This window comes from Anaerococcus sp. NML200574 (genome assembly GCF_026131665.1).
In the GTDB taxonomy this organism is placed as follows: domain Bacteria; phylum Bacillota; class Clostridia; order Tissierellales; family Peptoniphilaceae; genus Anaerococcus; species Anaerococcus kampingae.
The window spans coordinates 25,631-42,801 of the sequence record NZ_JAMXSM010000004.1 but is presented as its reverse complement, the minus strand read 5'-3'; the positions used below and the strand labels follow the sequence as shown (position 1 = coordinate 42,801).

Sequence of the window (17,171 nt, the reverse complement as noted above, 5' to 3'; positions counted from 1 at the left end):
CTGACCCTAGGGCCAGTAAATTTTTTAATTTAGTACTAAATTAAAAAAAGCTTAAGCTTTTTCTACTTTTCCACTTTTAACGCATTTTGTACATACGTTAATAGTTTTTGGAGTGCCGTCTACAACAGCTTTTACTTTGTGCACGTTTGCTTTAAAAGTTCTGTTTATTTGTCTATGTGAGAAAGTAACAGATTTTCCTGCTTTTGTACCTTTGCCACATATATCGCATGCTTTTGCCATAATTACACCTCCTCCTTATTCATCTTTATTATTCTACCAAAGTTTAGGCGAAATTACAAATTTTTTCTTTATTTTTTATAGGGAGATTAAGCCTATAAAGAGTATAGTGATTAGTGGAAAGATAAAAATAAGAATTTAAGGGGGATTAAATGGCTTATAAATCTCTTTATGAAAATAAAAGCTTCGGCCAAATTCTATTTGGCGAAGAATTAAAAAATTACACAAATTTTGGCATAGGAGGACTGGCAGATGCTCTAGCCTTACCAGGCACAGTTGACGAGCTTGAAGCCCTTCTAAAATTTAACTATGAAAATAAAATAGAAACTAGTGTTATAGGCAAGGGAACAAATCTTTTGGTGTCTGATAAGGGTATTAGGGGTTGTGTTATAGTCCTTGCGGATAATTTTGACGATGTTAAGATAGAAGATGATTGTCTGACAGCCTTATCAGGAACAGCTCTTATTAAAGCAAGCAGGGCAGCAATAGAAATAGGCCTTGCTGGTATGGAAGAGATTTCAGGTATACCTGGTTCTGTTGGAGGGGCCATCGCTATGAATGCTGGAGCCTATGGTGGTGAAATCAAGGATATAGTTGTAGAAGTAAAGGCCTTTGATTATGAGGGAAATCTTCACACCTTTAACAATGATGATATGCATTTTTCCTATAGGCACTCTAGAGTTTTTGAAGATAATTTGATAGTTGTAAGTGCTAAATTTAAATTAAAACCGGATGACAAAAGACTTGTTATAGATAGGTTTAAAGACTACAGAGATAGACGTACAAGCAAACAACCTCTTGATAAAAAATCTGCAGGGTCAACCTTCAAGAGACCTGAAGGATCTTATGCATCAAAGCTAATTGATGAATGTGGCCTAAGAGGTTTTAGAGAGGGAGATTGCCAGGTTAGCGAAAAACACTGTGGATTTATTATAAATGCAGGAGATGCTACTTGCACTGAAATGCTTGCTTTTATTAATCATGTGGCAGCAATTGTTAAGGAGAAAACAGGCTTTACACTGGAGCGAGAGGTAAAATTAGTCGGAGAATTATAGATGAAATTAAAGATAATTACTGGTTTATCAGGTTCAGGTAAGACAACAGCCTTAAGGGCTTATGAAGATATGGGCTATTATGCTATGGACAACACTCCATCATACCTAGTTCAGAAATTTATAGAATTAAATAATAATCAAGAAAAGCCAATAGAAAAAATGGCGGTTGTAATTGATTTTAGGTCATTTTCTATAGATAATAATATCTACGAATCAATCAAAGACCTAAAAAAGGCCAATGAAGATACAGAAATTATCTTTATTTATTGCAATGATGAAATTATTCAAAAAAGATATAACGAACTTAGAAGGCCCCACCCACTAGGAGAATTTGGTAGTGTAACAGATGGACTAGAAAAGGAGAAAGCTCTCCTAAAACCTATAAGAGAGATATCCGATACTATAATAGACACTACTAACTACAAGATAGCAGAGCTTAGGTCTGTTATAGAAAATTCTTTAGATAAGAAGTCAAAAATGATAGTAAATCTTATATCATTTGGTTTTAAATATGGGATTAGCTCTGATTTTGACTTTGTATTTGATGTAAGATTTGTCCCAAATCCTTTTTATATCGATGAGCTTAAGCCATTAAATGGTACTAGTGAGCCATTAGCGGATTACCTCGATCAATTTCATATTATCAAGGATTTTGAGGAAAAGGCCTATGATATGCTTATATCGCTCTTGCCTGATTTTCAAAAGCAGGGCAAAAATATACTAACCATTGGATTTGGGTGTACAGGTGGTAAGCATAGGTCTGTCTATATGGTAGAAAAAATGTATGAGAGAATGAAAGATGATGATTATATATTAATTAAGAGACACAGAGAAAAGGATAAGTGGTAAGATGAGATATTTAAAAAGATTAGACCTAGAAAATATAAAAAATGCGAGAGATATGGGAGGGGTAGCAACCCTAGATAAGAAAGCTACAGCCTGGCATAAGATTATAAGATCTGCAAGTCTAGATGATGTAAAAGAAGTTGATATAAAGGACCTAAAAGACTTAAATATCACAACCATCATTGATTTAAGAAGAGAAAATGAATTAAAACTTGAAACAGAAAGTCATAAGCTAATAAAAGAGAATTTTGATTTTCATCATATATCACTAGCTCCAGATAAGGAATTTAGACAAGAAGAAATAGATAAAATTATCTCAGGAAAGATGACTGTAGGCCAGTCTTATAGAAATCTAATAGATCATTTCGTGGCTGTTAAAGAAATTATGGAAGTAATAGCAAATGCAGAAGGCTCTGTACTTTATCATTGCCAGGAGGGAAAGGATAGGACAGGAATTATTTCAATGATTATTCTAGGCCTTGCCAATGCCTACAGGGGAGATATCATAGCAGACTATGAGGTATCTTCAGCTCATCTTGGCTATATCGAAAGATATGGAGAAGACGAACCATACTCAGTATTCAGGATTACAGACCCATATTATATGAAAGAAGCCTATGACTATGTTATTAGAAAATATGGTACATTTGAGGATTATCTAGCTTATGCCAAGGTTGATGCTAAGGCAATTCAAGCAATAAAGGATAAGATAGTAGAATAAGATGAGCTTTTCCCAAAGATGCAAAAAAGAAGTCCTCAAAAAAGATGCTCTTGACCTAAAGGGTGAGCTTATAAGTCTGATACACTTTATAGGTTCAATAAGGATTTCTGAAGGAAAGCTAAATGTGATTTTTAAAACAGATTCAAATGGAGAGGCTAGATATATTTATAAGCTAGTAGCTGACCTTTATGGATATTCGCCAACTTTTGAAATCCAAGATAACCCTGACAAGAAAAGTAAGAGGGACTATGTAATAATTGTTGAAGATAGCGATGTTTCTGATAAATTAGTAGGCCTAATGGCAGAAGGCTTTATAGAAAATTTTAGGGATATAGAAGATGTAAGGCTTGATGAGATAAAAAGCTTTCTAAAAATTGCCTTTATCTTTAGGGGATCTGTCAATGACCCACAAAGAGGTTATAATCTTGAGATAGTTTCAAAGGATGAAAATGAAGCAAGTCTTTTAAAGGAATCCATGGATACCTTTAGTCTCAATTCAAAATTATCAACAAGAAATGACTATTATATAGTTTACCTAAAGGATTCTGACAAGATTTCTGATTTTCTTGCTATAATTGGGGCTACTAAGTCCTTATTTGAGCTTGAAAATGTAAGAGCCATTAAGTCGCTTAGAAATGATATAAACAGAGTAAATAATTTTGATAATGCCAATATCGATAGGACTGTAAAGGCTGCGGCTAACCAGCTTACAGCTATAAACAAGGTAAAGGAAGCAGGAACCTTTGACAACTTAGATGACCTAAGCAAAAAGCTTGCCAATCTAAGGCTAGAGAACCCATACCTATCATTAGAAGAGCTTGGGGAGATGATAAATCCGCCCCTATCCAAGGCCAAGGTCAATTATAGACTTCAAAAATTTATCAAAATAGCAAAGGATTTGTAAATATTTACAAATCTTTTTTTGAAAGGAAATTATGACTACAAAATTTACCCACCTCCACCTACATACAGAATATTCCCTCCTAGATGGCTACTCAAGGATAGATAAACTCCTTGATAAGTGCCTCGACCTAGGGATGGATTCGGTTGCCATAACTGACCATGGCTCTATGTATGGGGTCATAGAATTTTATAAGCAAGCCACAAAAAAGGGCATAAAGCCAATCATAGGTTGTGAGGTCTATGTTTCAGAAAAAGATCATAAGATAAAAGACCCTACAAATAAACGCTATTACCATCTTATACTTTTGGCAGAAAATGAGATAGGCTATAAGAATTTGGTCAAAATTGTATCAGAAGCCTATGTAAATGGTTTTTATTACAAGCCAAGGGTAAGCTTTGACTTTATAAAAGACCACACAGAAGGCCTTATAGCCCTATCGGCTTGTCTAAATGGGGAAGTTAACCAGAGAATTCTAGAAAATGACATGGAAGCTGCCATAAGCACTGCAAAAAAATATGAGGAGGCTTTTGGAAAAAGTAATTACTTCCTAGAAATCCAAGATCATGGGATTCCTGAACAAAAACAGGTAAATAAAGGAGTTGCTTATCTCCACAGGAAACTAGGCATAGAAATGGTAGCAACCAATGATGTTCACTATATAGAAAGGGAAGACTCCTACCTCCAAGATGTTCTCCTATGCATCCAGACTGGTGCTCTAGTCAAAGATGAAAATAGGATGAGGATGCCTAATAGGGAATTTTACCTAAAAGACCCAGATACCATGTCTGAAATTTTTAAAGATTATGAAAGAGCTGTTGAAAACACAACAAAAATTGCCGATAGGTGTAAGCTTGAAATAAAATTCCACGAACCCCATCTTCCTTATTATACCAAGCTTCCTAAAGGCCTTAGCAATCTTGATTACCTAAAACTATTGGTAAATCAAGGTATAAGCAAAAAATATAAAAATCCTACAAGTGAAATAGTTGAAAGAGTCAAAAAAGAAATCGAAGTTATAAACTCAATGGGTTATGTAGATTATTTTCTAATTGTTTGGGATTTTGTAAATTATGCTAGAAATAACGATATAGCAGTGGGCCCTGGTAGGGGATCTGCAGCAGGTTCTATAGTATCCTATGCCCTTGATATAACACAAATTGATCCGATTAAATATAACCTAATATTTGAAAGATTCTTAAATCCAGAGAGGGTATCCATGCCTGATATAGATATAGACTTTGACTATGTCCTAAGGGATAAGGTGGTTGAATATGTAAATGACCTTTATGGTAGAGACCATGTTTCACAAATCATTACCTTTGGAAGGATGCAGGCAAGAAATGCCATTAGGGATGTGGGTAGAGTCCTTTATATTGCCTATGGTAAGGTAGATACCATAGCCAAACAAATTCCAGCGACAATTGGTATGACCATAGATAAGGCTCTAGAAGAATCTGATAGCTTTAGGGCATCCTACCATAAGGATGCGGAAAGTAAAAGGCTAATTGATACAGCTAGGAAATTAGAAGGTCTTCCTCGACATACATCAATCCATGCTGCAGGAGTAGTTATTTCAAAAGATCCGCTCACAGAAATAATTCCCCTGGCCTTATCAAATGACCTGGTAGTAACCCAGTTTGATATGACAGAAATCGAAGAGCTTGGCCTTTTAAAGATGGACTTTCTTGGCCTAAGAAACCTCACAGTTATAAAAGATACCATAAAGGATATAAAGAAAAACTACGGATTAGATATAGACATAGAAAATATCGACGTAAATGATAAAAATGTCATCAAACAATTTAACAAGGCTCAAACCATTGGTCTTTTTCAGTTTGAATCTGCCGGCATGAGGGCCTTCCTTAAAAACCTTAAACCAACAGTATTTGATGATCTAATAGCTGCAAACTCTCTATTTAGGCCGGGGCCAATGGATGAAATTCCTAAATATATTCATAACAAAAATAATCCAGAAGATGTTAGCTTCCTTGATGAAAAATTAAGGCCAATCCTAGGGGTGACCTACGGAATAATTGTCTACCAAGAACAGGTAATGCAGATAGTTCAACAGCTTGCAGGCTATTCGCTTGGGGAAGCAGATAACCTCAGACGAGCCATGTCAAAGAAAAAGATGAGCGTCATGGAAGAAAATAGGGATATTTTTATAAATGGCAAGGTCGATGAAGATGGGCAAATCCTAATACCAGGGGCTATTAGAAATGGTGTTGATAAGAAGGCAGCCAATACAATTTATGATGAAATGATATCTTTTGCTAAATATGCCTTTAACAAGTCTCACTCAGCAGCCTATTCCCTTGTAGCAGTTCAAACAGCTTATCTTAAGCACTATTATCCTGAAGAATATATGGCCAATCTAATTTCTTCAGTGATGGACCAATCATCTAAGCTATACTTATATGTATCAGAAACTAAAAGGCTTGGTATTGAAGTCCTTGCTCCAGATATAAATAAGTCCTACGGACCATTTGAAGTAGCAGATAAAAAGATCATTTTTGGCCTATCAGGGATTAAAAATCTTGGAGCCAATCTAATAGCCGCAATTATAAAGGCAAGAGAAGCTGGTGGAGAATTTATAAATTTCAAAAATTTCCTAGAAAGGGTTGAAGATGTCGATTCAAGGGCTCTTAATAAAAAAGGAATCGAATCTTTAATCAAAGCAGGTGCCTTTGATAGCTTAGGCTATACTAGGTCATCGCTTATGGCAATCTATGAAAAAGCCATAGCTACAGTCCATGACAATAATAAAATAAATGTGACAGGTCAAATTAATCTCTTAGATATGGCAGGAGATGTTGATACTAGGGATATAGATATGCCGAATATTGCAGAATATCCTAAAAATATAAAACTTAAATTGGAAAAGGAAGTCTTGGGTTTTTATATATCAGAACATCCTCTAAGTGAAAACGCTGAAGCCCTTGAAAACATAGTAAATTTTACCACAGACTACAGAGAAAATCTTGATGAAATCCAAATGGCAAGGCTTGATGGAAAATATGTTACAATGGCAGGTATCTTAAATAATAAAAAGGAACTGACAACCAAAAAAAGAGATCTCATGGCCTTCGCCTCCCTAGAAGATATGTATGGAAATATTGAAATGGTTATATTTCCTTCAACTTATAAGCAGTACAGAAATCTCATAGAAGATGATAATGTACTAATAGTTAAAGGTAAATTGCAAACTGATGAAAGTGATGTAAAATTATTAGCGAGTGAATTTATTGACATAAAAAAAACAAATTTGTCAACTTTATACTTAAAAATGAATTTTATAGAGTATAATGAAATTAAAGGCTTAATTCTAAGCCACAAGGGAAACAATCCTGTAAAAATATATTTTGAAGATAAGAAGAAGTTAGTAAGCCTTGATCCTAAATTATATTTTGAAATCAATGATGCAAATATAAAAATTTTGGAAGACAGGCTTGGAAAAGAAAATGTTAAGGTCAAATAAGGAGTTATAATGAAGACAATAGGTATACTTACAAGTGGTGGCGACGCACCAGGTATGAACTCTGCCATAAGAGGTGCTGTAAGAACCGCATTAAATAAATCCATGAGGATAAAGGGTGTAAGAAATGGCTATGATGGTCTTATGAAAGGCGATATTTATGAAATGAATATCTCATCAGTAGCTGATATCATTCATAAGGGTGGTACCATTCTTGGAACTGCAAGAAGCCTTGAATTTACTACACCAGAAGGCCAAAAAAGAGGGGCTCAAATCCTAGCAGACTATGGTATTGAAGGCCTAATAGTAATCGGTGGTGACGGATCCTTTAAGGGAGCAAAAGCCCTATCAGATCTTGGAATAAAGACAGTAGGAATCCCAGGAACTATCGATAACGACATGGGATATACTGATTACACTATAGGATTTTTTACAGCTATAGAAACTGTATCTGATGCCATAGGTAAGCTTAGAGATACATCAAGCTCACATGGTAGAGCCGTAGTAATAGAAGTAATGGGCCGCCATTGCGGAGACCTAGCCCTATTTTCAGGTCTAGCTGGAGGAGCTGAATCAATAATTGTTCCAGAACATGAATTTTCAATTAATGAAATAATTGCCAAGATGGAACATGGTAGAAAAAGAGGAAAGCTACACCACCTAATAACCCTAGCAGAAGGTGTAGGCGATCCATATGCCCTAGCCAATGAGCTTGAAGAAAAAACAGGCATAGAAACAAAAGTAACAGTTCTAGGCCATGTCCAAAGAGGTGGTTCACCATCTGCAGTTGATAGATTACTAGGATCAGCAATGGGAGCACGTGCCGTAGAATTATTATCAGAAGAGCAAACAAACTTAGCCATAGGTTATAGAAATGGAAAATTAATAGAAGTAAGTATAGACGAGGCAACATCTGTTAAGTCAACATTCCCAGAAGATCTTTACGACTTAGCAAATAGCTTGTCAAGATAGGAGTAAAAATGCAACCAGAAATTTTAAAGAAAACCAAAATAGTTTGTACAATAGGACCAGCAAGTGAAAAACCAGAGGTTCTTGAAGAGTTAATCAAAAATGGAATGAACGTCGCAAGACTAAACTTCTCTCATGGAAGCCACGAAGAACATTTAGAAAAAATCAAGACAATCAAGAGATTAAGAAGAAAACTAAACGCACCAATAGCAATCATGCTAGATACAAAGGGACCAGAAATAAGAACTGGAAACTATGATGTAAAAGAAATCTTCCTAAAACCAGATGACATTTTTACCCTAACAACAAGAGACGTAATGGGTAACCAAGATATAGTATCAGTATCTCACAAGGGTCTACCACAAGATGTTAAGGTTGGTAGTGAAATCTACATAGACGATGGTCTAGTACAACTTGAAGTAATTGAAATAAAAGATGGCACAGATGTTGTATGTAGAGTTCAAAACAACGGTGTTCTATCAAACCACAAGGGAGTAAACCTACCAGGTTCAAAGACAAATCTTCCATCACTAACACCAAAAGACGTTGATGATATCAAATTTGGTATAGAAAATGGAATAGACCTAATCGCAGCATCATTCGTACGTAAAAAAGAAGACGTATATGATATAAGAAAAGTCCTAGAAGACCACGGTGGAGAAAACATCAAAATCATCTCTAAGATAGAATCTCAAGAAGGTGTAGACAATATCGAAGAAATAATCGAAGCATCTGACGGAATCATGGTAGCAAGGGGAGACTTAGGTATAGAAATCAAAACTGAGCTAATCCCAATGGTACAAAAAGACATCATCAGAAGATGTAATGCAGCTGCAAAACCAGTAATCACAGCAACACAAATGCTAGATTCAATGATAAGAAACCCAAGACCAACCAGAGCAGAAACAACAGACGTAGCAAACGCCATCATAGATGGTACAGACTGTGTAATGCTATCAGGTGAAACAGCAGGCGGAAAGTATCCAGTAAATGCAGTAAAAACAATGAGAGATATCTGTATCACAACAGAATTATCAGATGACTTCATCGAAAAAGTATACAACACCAAGATAGAATCTAGAAGAAATACAACCAACTCAATAGCTAGATCAACATGTCAAATAGCAAGAGAACTAGATGCAAGAGCAATAATCTCATGTACATCAAGTGGTAATACATCAAGAATAATCTCTAAATTCAGACCAAGAACAAATATAATTGCCGCAACAACAACAGACAGAGTAGCTAGACAACTATCAGTAGTATGGGGCGTATACCCACTAGTAATTCAAGAAGCTCACGAAACAGATGAACTAATAGAAAGAGCAATAGTAGGAGGCCTATCAGAAGGCTATCTAGAAGAAGGTGACCTAACAGTAGTAACAGCTGGTGTACCACTAGGTGTAAGTGGATCATCAAATCTAATAAAAGTTCACGTAATAGGTGATATTATCACATCAGGAACAGGAATAGGTGCTAAATCTGTATCAGGAAAAGTAGTAATCGGTTCAACAAGAAAAGAACTAGAACACAAATTTGAAGATGGCGACATCATAGTAGCCAAATTCACAGATTCAGATATTACAGAATTCATCGAAAAAGCATCAGCAGTAGTCACAGAAACAGGCGGCCTAACAAGTCATACAGCAGTAGCTGCGGTACACTTTGGAATCCCAGCAGTAGTAGGTGCAGCAAATGCTCAAAGCCTAATGGAAGATGGTCAAACAATCACAGTAGATCCAATAGGCGGAGTAATCTACAGCGGAGAAACAAAAGTAATATAATGAAATACACAGATATCAAAATAACTGATATCCTTCAAGACGGGCGAGGAGTCGGAAAGACACCCGATAAGATTGCCTTCATCGAAGGAGCCACCTTCGGTGAGATATGCGAAATAGAAATAATAAATGAAAATAAAAATTTCTATGAAGCAAGAAAACTAAAAACAATCAAAGAAAGCCCAGTACAAAGACAAGCTCCATGTCCATATTATTATGAATGTGGAGCTTGTACTATTATGGATATCACATACAATGCTCAAATACAATTAAAGAAAAACCTAATCCTATCAGCCCTCAAAAAAACAGCAAATATAGAAATAGAGGACATAGAAATAATAGAATCTGAAAACCTTCACTATAGGAACAAAATTAGACTTCAAGTAACAAAAGAAGGAAAGCTAGCCTACAACAAAATAGGCTCAAATGATTTAGTAGAGATAAAAGATTGCCTATTAGCAAGAAAAATAATCTCAGAAAATCTCCCATCAATTGAAGAAATAACGAAAGATATAAATAACAAATATCCTTCCTTCATAAAAGAAATAACAATCAGAACAAATAGCAAAGAAATAATGCTAAATCTAGAAGTAGAAGAAAATAACAAAGCCCTAGCCTACATAAGAGAAAAATATGCAAGCAGTAAATATAGTATAAACATAATAGGACAAGGCAATATATCAGGCAAAGACTATCTAGAATATCAAATATTTGACAAGATATTTAGGATAAGCCTAAATGACTTCTATCAAGTAAATGATAATCAGATACAAAATCTCTATCAGACAGCAAGAGACTTCCTAGGGGAAAATAAAAGAGTTCTAGACCTATACTGCGGATCAGCAACATCCTCCATAGCCATAAATGGAGATAATCTGGTAGGAGTAGAAATAAACAAAAATGCAATAAAAGATGCCAAAATAAACGCAGAAATAAATGATCTAGATAACTTCAAATTCCTAGCCAAAAACGCCAAATATATAGACGAAAACTTCATAAAAAATGAAAAAATAGACACAATAATAGTAGACCCACCAAGAGCAGGCCTAGACAAAGCCCTAATCAAATCCATAGGCAAAACAAGCACCAAAGAAATAATATACATCTCCTGCAACCCTCAAACCCTAGCAAGAGACATAAAAAGATTTATAAATGAAGGCTACAAACTAGAAAAAATCAAGGCAGTAGACATGTTCCCACAGACTATGCATGTGGAAGCTATAGCGTTGATACAAAAGATATAAATTTAGAAATCCTGCATTTTAAGCAGTTTTATAAGCATTTTGTCTTTGATAAAGATGAAGAAGGATACGTCAAAAAGACTCAAAAAAACTACATGGATGTAAGAGTAGTTTTAAAACTAGTATGAGGAAACACAAAGAAAAAATTAATAAGATAAACTCATTTTGTACTTTCTATAAGAGTAGCTTAAAAGGCTGCTCTTTTTTATTGAAGGGAGTAAGGATTCGTTACATCCTTCTCAAAATATAAATTACTCATAGCCCAGCTTTACATATTCGCTTTTATAACATATAATAAAAGCGTAAACGAGAGGAGGCGGACTATGAATACACTTAAAGAATATATCCAAGAAAATTTAGTGATAACCAACAAAGAAGCAGAAGAACTTGGATATACTAGGCATAATTTATCAGAATTAACAAAGAGTGGACAGTTGGAAAGATTAAGACCAGGACTATATCAATTAAAAGGAAAAGTAATAGACGATTTTGTTTTAATATCATCAAATAGTAATCGAATTATATTTTCCCATCAAACAGCCCTATATCTACATGACTTATCAGATAGGACCCCAAATGTATTTCATATATCTGTACCTCAAGGCTACAATGCCAGCCATATCAAAAAAAGATATGAGGATCTACAAGTTCACTATGTAAAAAAAGATTTATACGAACTAGGAAAGGCAGAAATAAAATCACCACAAGGCAACCTTATCCCAGTTTATGATATAGATCGAACAATTTGCGATATCATAATCGACAGAGAAAAAATAGATAAACAAATTTTTACAGAAGCAATAAAAAGATACTTTAAATCACCAAATAAAAATCTAAGACGATTAATAAAATACAGCAGACTATTTAAAATAGAAAATGAAATTAGAAAATACATGGAGGTATTATCATGATTAATATCGAGAGTATAAAGGGAAAGATAAGAAGTTTAGCAGAGAAGAAGAATTTGAAATCGCAAGAAGTTTTGCAAATATATTTCTTTGAAAGATTTTTAGAAAGACTATCTAAATCATAATACAAAAATAATTTTGTAATAAAGGGAGGATTCCTCATATCATCCTTAATCGGCATTGAAAATAGAACAACTATGGACATGGACACAACCATAAAAGGCATACCCCTAAAAGAAGAAAAAATAAAAGAAATCGTAGATGAAATTATAAATATAGATGTCGATGATGGAATAAAATTTGAAATAAAAGACATCTCTTATATTAGAGAAGAGGATGAGTACGAGAACTTTAGAATTTCACTAATAGCAAATGTTGGAAAAACTAAAAACACAATGAAACTTGATCTAACAACAGGAGATGCAATAACACCAAGAGAAATAGAATACACCTATCCATGTATCTTTAGCAAAGAAAATATAAAAATAATGGCATACCCATTAGAAACAATTTTAGCTGAAAATACGAAACAATAATCAGAAGAAATATAACAACCACACGAATGAGAGACTTTTAAGACCTATACACCCTCTACAAACTAAAAAAGACCAGATAAACTATAAAGTTTTAAAAGAAGCAGTAGAGAGAACCTCAAACAAAAGAAGAAGTGATGAGATAATGCAAGACTATGAGGAAATAATAGAGTACATAAAAGAAGATTCATACCTGAGATCATTGTGGGAAGTATATCTGAGTGAAAATAAATATATTGGAGATTTAACCTTTGATAAGGTTGTTGATGTAGTGAGAATCGTCTCGAAAACAACAAGTTGATCTAAGTAGACAAAGGATTTTTAGGAAAATAAATATAAAAGAAAAGTTTGATTTAGAAGGTAAAGAGGAATATTAAAATGATTTTAAAAAAGATGAAAGTCAAAAACTTTAGATTATTAAAAAATTTTGAGTTAAATTTTAAAGATGAATTGTCGCTAGTTATAGGTAAAAATAATTGTGGAAAAACATCATCTATTATTGTTTTAGATAAAATGCTAAATTCATCTAAATTATTTTGGGAAGATATAAATTTAGAATGCCAGAAAGATCTCTATAAAAAAATAATTGGTTTTGATATAACAAAGCTGGATGAAGTTCAATTATTAGAAACTATTAATATGCAATTATTCATTGAGTATAATGATAATGATTCATATGAGAATATTCAAAAATTCATGATGGACTTAAATCCAGATAATAACATAATAGTTTTAGAATTTATTTCGGTAATAGCTGCAAAAAAAATCATAGAATTAAAAAACATTATTAGTGAAAAAAATATTGAAGATTTTAAATCATTTTCCAAATTTATGAGTAAGAATTTTGCAAACTTCTTTGAAACGAAAAAATATTCAAGAGGGTTTGATGTTGAAGCAAACAAAACAACGCAAGATAGATCAGAAGAAATTGATAATAAAGATATTCAAAAAGTCATTAAAGTGGCAGGAATAAGAGCTGATCGAGCGGTTTCTAATGATGATCGTAATCATGTTTTATCAGGTTTAACTGGTAAATATTTCAGTTCTTATAAAGCTGCAAAAGATGAAAGTGAATCGGTATTTACAAGACTTGAAGAAAAATTGGAGGAAGCCGATAAAGAATTATATAAGATTTACAATGGAGAAAAAAGTGAAGGTGAAGAACCCATTGATGGTATTTTTAGTGATGTTATAGATGTTATTAAAACTTATGGTGGTGCAGAAAATGGAATTGATATAGCAATAGAGTCATCTATTTCAGAGAAAAATTTATTGTCAGATAATACAAACTTAAGTTATAGACAAGGGGGAGATTATTCGCTTCCAGAAACATATAATGGATTGGGGTATTTAAATTTAATTGGTATTTTATTTGAGATTGAAACCAATATACAGGAATTGTTTGAACAACCAGCAGATATAAATCTCTTATATATTGAAGAACCTGAAGCACATACACACCCTCAGTTACAGTATATATTTATAAGGAATATTAAATCTCATATCAAAGCACATAGAAATAAGTTGTTGAAAGAAAAGAATAAGCAGTTGCAGATTTTAATCACTTCGCATTCATCACATATAGTTTCTGAATGTAACTTTGATGACATTATATATTTGAAGAAAAACGGGAATACGGTCATAGCTAAGAGCTTTAATTCTTTAAAAGAAGAGTATGGTGGAGATGAACAGAAAGGATTTAAGTTTGTAAAACAATATCTGACAATGAATAGAAGTGAACTATTCTTTGCGGATAAAGCTATTTGTATAGAAGGAGATACCGAACGAATTTTAATGCCAGTGATGATGCATAAAATTGATAATAAAGAAAAGCCAAGAGCAGATATTATACCACTATTATCACAGAATATTTCTATAATAGAAGTTGGAGCGCATTCTCATATATTTATGCCTTTATTTTCCTTTTTAGGAACAAAAGTTTTGTTTGTTACGGATATTGACTCTGTTAAAGCTGAAAAGAAAATAGATAAAAATGGAAAAGAAAGAACTGTATATACGAGTTGTCACCCCGATGAGGGAACACATACAAGTAACGCATCAATAAAAGAATTTTTTAAAGATACTGGAATTGATACATCGAATAATCAATTTAAGGAACTTGTAGGGAAAAATGCTGAGGATAAAATTAAAGATAATATGAGAATGGCCTATCAAATACCAGAATCTTATGGTGAGTATCAAGCGAGTAGTTTTGAAGATGCATTTATAGCACTAAATAAAGACTTTATATTAAAAAACAAAGAAGGGTTTTATCAATATGGAGCTTTAAAAGATTTTTCGAATGATGAAATAGAAAATGGTGATTATTATAATTTTGCTTTGAATAATGTGAAAAAGAAATCGGCATTTGCATCAAGCTTATTGTATTTTGATAATGAGAATGGCGAAGAAGATGAAAAATGGGCAGTTCCACATTATATTGAGGAGGGCTTATTATGGATACGCTAACATTGGAAAAAGAAGTATTAGAAGCTCTTGAATGTATAAAAAATGGTGAAAATTTTATTTTAGAAGGTGGAGCAGGTAGTGGAAAAACATACTCCTTAATTTCCTTAATAAATGCACTCACAGAGGAATTACCAGATATAAAGATAGTATGCATTACATATACAAATAATGCAGTTGCCGAAATTTTATCAAGAATAGAAAATGAAAATATTTGGGTTTCAACAATACATGAGTTTATATGGTCTCTTATCAGAAAATATCAGAATGAAATAAAAAATATTTTAGTTGAGCTTATTAACGATGATAATGAAAAGAACTTTAAAAAGCCAAAAGATTTTTCTGAGGATTTAATTTCTCAAGAATATTTCGAAAATCTTTATGTAGATTATGATGAGTATTATTCTGTAACGGCAAATGAAGAAAATAGAGTGAAAATCAGCCATAATCACATTTTGATTGTTGCAGAGAAAATGTTTGAGAAATATAAAAAAATAGCGGACATTTTAAAGGATATTGCAGATTGTATTTTTGTTGATGAATATCAGGATACAAGTCCTTTAGTTGCTGATATTTTACTAAAGCATCTTGAGCAAAGCGATAAGAAAAATGTAATTGGTTTTTTTGGAGATTCAATGCAGTCTATATATGACGACGGAGTTGGTAATTTAAATCAATATAATTTAACTAAAATAGTAAAGACGCAAAACCGAAGAAATCCAAGAGTTGTAATCGAAGTAGCCAATAAGTTTAGAGATGATGATATTGAGCAAAGACCTTCAGAAGATATAAATGCACCTAATATGGAAAATGGTACTATTAGAGAAGGTAGTATTAAATTTTTATATGGAACTGAAATAAATGATTTTATAAGTGTAAAGGGGAAGAATATTTTTGAATCTTGGGATTTTTCTGATGGAAAACAAACAAAAGAGTTAAGGCTAACACATAAATATAATGCTGAAATGACTGGCTTTAAAGACTTATATGATCTATATAATGCTGATTTGATAACTAAGCTTATAAGTGGGATAAAGAAAAAAATTGATAAGGGAAATTTAGACTGTAATAAGACTTTGGGAGAAATAACGTTAGAGGTAAAACCGACATATAACAAAGTGGAGCTGTTAGATCAAATTAACGGAAATGAAATTTATCAGTCAATATATAGTGTTTTAGAAGATATGTCATGGGAAGAAGCTTACGAAAAATGTAGAATCACTAAGGAATCACTCATGTCATATAAATTAAATGGAATGAGTGGTAGATATGAAGCTAATTCTTATAGAGATAGGATTTTACGCAGATTAGATATATTAGAGGAGATTATTGAATTATATGAGGCTAATAGATTTAATGATTTTCTACGAATAACAAAATTTTCTATTCATAATAGAAATGATAAGATTTGCCTTAAGCAAGCAATTGATTATCTTGTAAGTGAAGATAATCAAACGATAGAAAATGTATTAAAATTTGCGGAAGTAAAAGGGTTACTCAAAGAAGATGAATTGTTTAGTGATTATATTTCAAATAAAGGGTTTTATTTATGGGAGAGAATAAAAAAGATAACATTTAATCAATATAGAAAAAGTGTTTTATATTTAAAAGAATTTTCACCAATTTGTACTCAACATAGTGTTAAAGGTAGTGAATATGACAATGTATTGCTTGTATTAGAGTCTGATTGGAATAAATATGACTTTAGAACATTATTTGGGAAAGGATCTCCGAACTCTAATGTTCAGAAACGTACAAAAAAATTATTTTATGTATGTATAACAAGAGCAAAAAAGAATTTAATAATATATATGCCTACTGATGATTCTGACATATTAGAAAAAGCTAAAGAGTATTTTGGAGAAGAAAATGTTATAGAACTCTCTTCGATTTAATTGAAAAGTAGGTACTATTTCTACTTATGTTTTATGCTGCTTTTTAATATTATTCTATAGAATGAAAAAAGATAATTACTATTTTTATTTTAAGAATACTCTTGCATGAGGGTATTCTTTTTTTATTGTATTTACTAGAA

General features: G+C 32.9%; 12 protein-coding genes and 1 pseudogene. 12 read left to right on the top strand and 1 reads right to left on the bottom strand.

Translation table 11 applies throughout. The features are described 5' to 3' along the window. Window positions 1-51: 51 nt before the first annotated feature. Complete coding sequence (gene rpmB, locus NH286_RS02980; RefSeq protein ID WP_265213345.1) at window positions 52-240, bottom strand: 50S ribosomal protein L28; 189 nt, start codon at window positions 238-240, stop codon at window positions 52-54. Between the two features lie 149 nt (window positions 241-389). Between rpmB and murB the strand changes: the two genes are divergently transcribed. The 12 genes and pseudogenes from murB to NH286_RS02920 all read left to right on the top strand — a co-directional run bounded on the left by murB (window position 390) and on the right by NH286_RS02920 (window position 17,031). Next, window positions 390-1,292, top strand: coding sequence for a UDP-N-acetylmuramate dehydrogenase (gene murB / locus NH286_RS02975; protein ID WP_265236720.1), 903 nt, complete (start codon window positions 390-392; stop codon window positions 1,290-1,292). Further along, window positions 1,293-2,141 carry an RNase adapter RapZ gene (rapZ, locus tag NH286_RS02970; protein WP_265236719.1) on the top strand — a complete coding sequence of 283 codons (849 nt, stop codon included), beginning with the start codon at window positions 1,293-1,295 and terminating at the stop codon, window positions 2,139-2,141. A gap of 1 nt (window position 2,142) precedes the next feature. Continuing rightward, complete coding sequence (locus NH286_RS02965) at window positions 2,143-2,859, top strand: tyrosine-protein phosphatase (protein ID WP_265236717.1); 717 nt, start codon at window positions 2,143-2,145, stop codon at window positions 2,857-2,859. Window position 2,860: 1 nt separating this feature from the next. Next, a complete protein-coding gene (gene whiA / locus NH286_RS02960; protein WP_265236715.1) occupies window positions 2,861-3,763 on the top strand; it encodes a DNA-binding protein WhiA in 903 nt (300 codons plus the stop codon). A 31-nt stretch (window positions 3,764-3,794) separates the two neighbouring features. Continuing rightward, the gene (locus NH286_RS02955) at window positions 3,795-7,241 is read left to right on the top strand and encodes a DNA polymerase III subunit alpha (protein ID WP_265236713.1); all 3,447 of its coding nucleotides are present in this window, start codon (window positions 3,795-3,797) and stop codon (window positions 7,239-7,241) included. A 9-nt stretch (window positions 7,242-7,250) separates the two neighbouring features. Continuing rightward, window positions 7,251-8,210, top strand: coding sequence for a 6-phosphofructokinase (gene pfkA / locus NH286_RS02950; RefSeq protein ID WP_106460076.1), 960 nt, complete (start codon window positions 7,251-7,253; stop codon window positions 8,208-8,210). Between the two features lie 8 nt (window positions 8,211-8,218). Then, the gene (gene pyk, locus NH286_RS02945; RefSeq protein ID WP_265236711.1) at window positions 8,219-9,991 is read left to right on the top strand and encodes a pyruvate kinase; all 1,773 of its coding nucleotides are present in this window, start codon (window positions 8,219-8,221) and stop codon (window positions 9,989-9,991) included. Beyond that, the gene (gene rlmD, locus NH286_RS02940) at window positions 9,991-11,232 is read left to right on the top strand and encodes a 23S rRNA (uracil(1939)-C(5))-methyltransferase RlmD (protein WP_106460078.1); all 1,242 of its coding nucleotides are present in this window, start codon (window positions 9,991-9,993) and stop codon (window positions 11,230-11,232) included. The genes pyk and rlmD overlap by 1 nt, the downstream gene beginning before the upstream one ends. Window positions 11,233-11,552: 320 nt before the next feature. After that, on the top strand, window positions 11,553-12,140 hold the full coding sequence (locus NH286_RS02935) for a type IV toxin-antitoxin system AbiEi family antitoxin domain-containing protein (protein ID WP_106460079.1): 588 nt from the start codon (window positions 11,553-11,555) through the stop codon (window positions 12,138-12,140). Beyond that, a pseudogene (locus NH286_RS02930) lies at window positions 12,137-12,971 on the top strand (nucleotidyl transferase AbiEii/AbiGii toxin family protein). Before NH286_RS02935 ends, NH286_RS02930 begins: the two are co-directional and overlap by 4 nt. Window positions 12,972-13,048: 77 nt before the next feature. Then, a complete protein-coding gene (locus NH286_RS02925; RefSeq protein WP_015777630.1) occupies window positions 13,049-15,139 on the top strand; it encodes an ATP-dependent nuclease in 2,091 nt (696 codons plus the stop codon). Next, window positions 15,127-17,031 (top strand): UvrD-helicase domain-containing protein, encoded by a 1,905-nt coding sequence (locus tag NH286_RS02920; protein WP_106460080.1) that lies wholly within the window; start codon window positions 15,127-15,129, stop codon window positions 17,029-17,031. The genes NH286_RS02925 and NH286_RS02920 overlap by 13 nt, the downstream gene beginning before the upstream one ends. The last annotated feature ends 140 nt before the right edge of the window (window positions 17,032-17,171 follow it).

Excerpts from the sequence above, each read along its gene's own strand:
- NH286_RS02935 (WP_106460079.1), top strand. The coding sequence starts at position 11,553 with ATGAATACACTTAAAGAATATATCCAAGAAAATTTAGTGATAACCAAC.
- murB (WP_265236720.1), top strand. The coding sequence starts at position 390 with ATGGCTTATAAATCTCTTTATGAAAATAAAAGCTTCGGCCAAATTCTA.
- NH286_RS02965 (WP_265236717.1), top strand. The coding sequence starts at position 2,143 with ATGAGATATTTAAAAAGATTAGACCTAGAAAATATAAAAAATGCGAGA.
- NH286_RS02920 (WP_106460080.1), top strand. The coding sequence starts at position 15,127 with ATGGATACGCTAACATTGGAAAAAGAAGTATTAGAAGCTCTTGAATGT.
- whiA (WP_265236715.1), top strand. The coding sequence starts at position 2,861 with ATGAGCTTTTCCCAAAGATGCAAAAAAGAAGTCCTCAAAAAAGATGCT.
- pfkA (WP_106460076.1), top strand. The coding sequence starts at position 7,251 with ATGAAGACAATAGGTATACTTACAAGTGGTGGCGACGCACCAGGTATG.
- NH286_RS02925 (WP_015777630.1), top strand. The coding sequence starts at position 13,049 with ATGATTTTAAAAAAGATGAAAGTCAAAAACTTTAGATTATTAAAAAAT.
- rlmD (WP_106460078.1), top strand. The coding sequence starts at position 9,991 with ATGAAATACACAGATATCAAAATAACTGATATCCTTCAAGACGGGCGA.
- rpmB (WP_265213345.1), bottom strand. The coding sequence starts at position 240 with ATGGCAAAAGCATGCGATATATGTGGCAAAGGTACAAAAGCAGGAAAA.
- rapZ (WP_265236719.1), top strand. The coding sequence starts at position 1,293 with ATGAAATTAAAGATAATTACTGGTTTATCAGGTTCAGGTAAGACAACA.
- pyk (WP_265236711.1), top strand. The coding sequence starts at position 8,219 with ATGCAACCAGAAATTTTAAAGAAAACCAAAATAGTTTGTACAATAGGA.
- NH286_RS02955 (WP_265236713.1), top strand. The coding sequence starts at position 3,795 with ATGACTACAAAATTTACCCACCTCCACCTACATACAGAATATTCCCTC.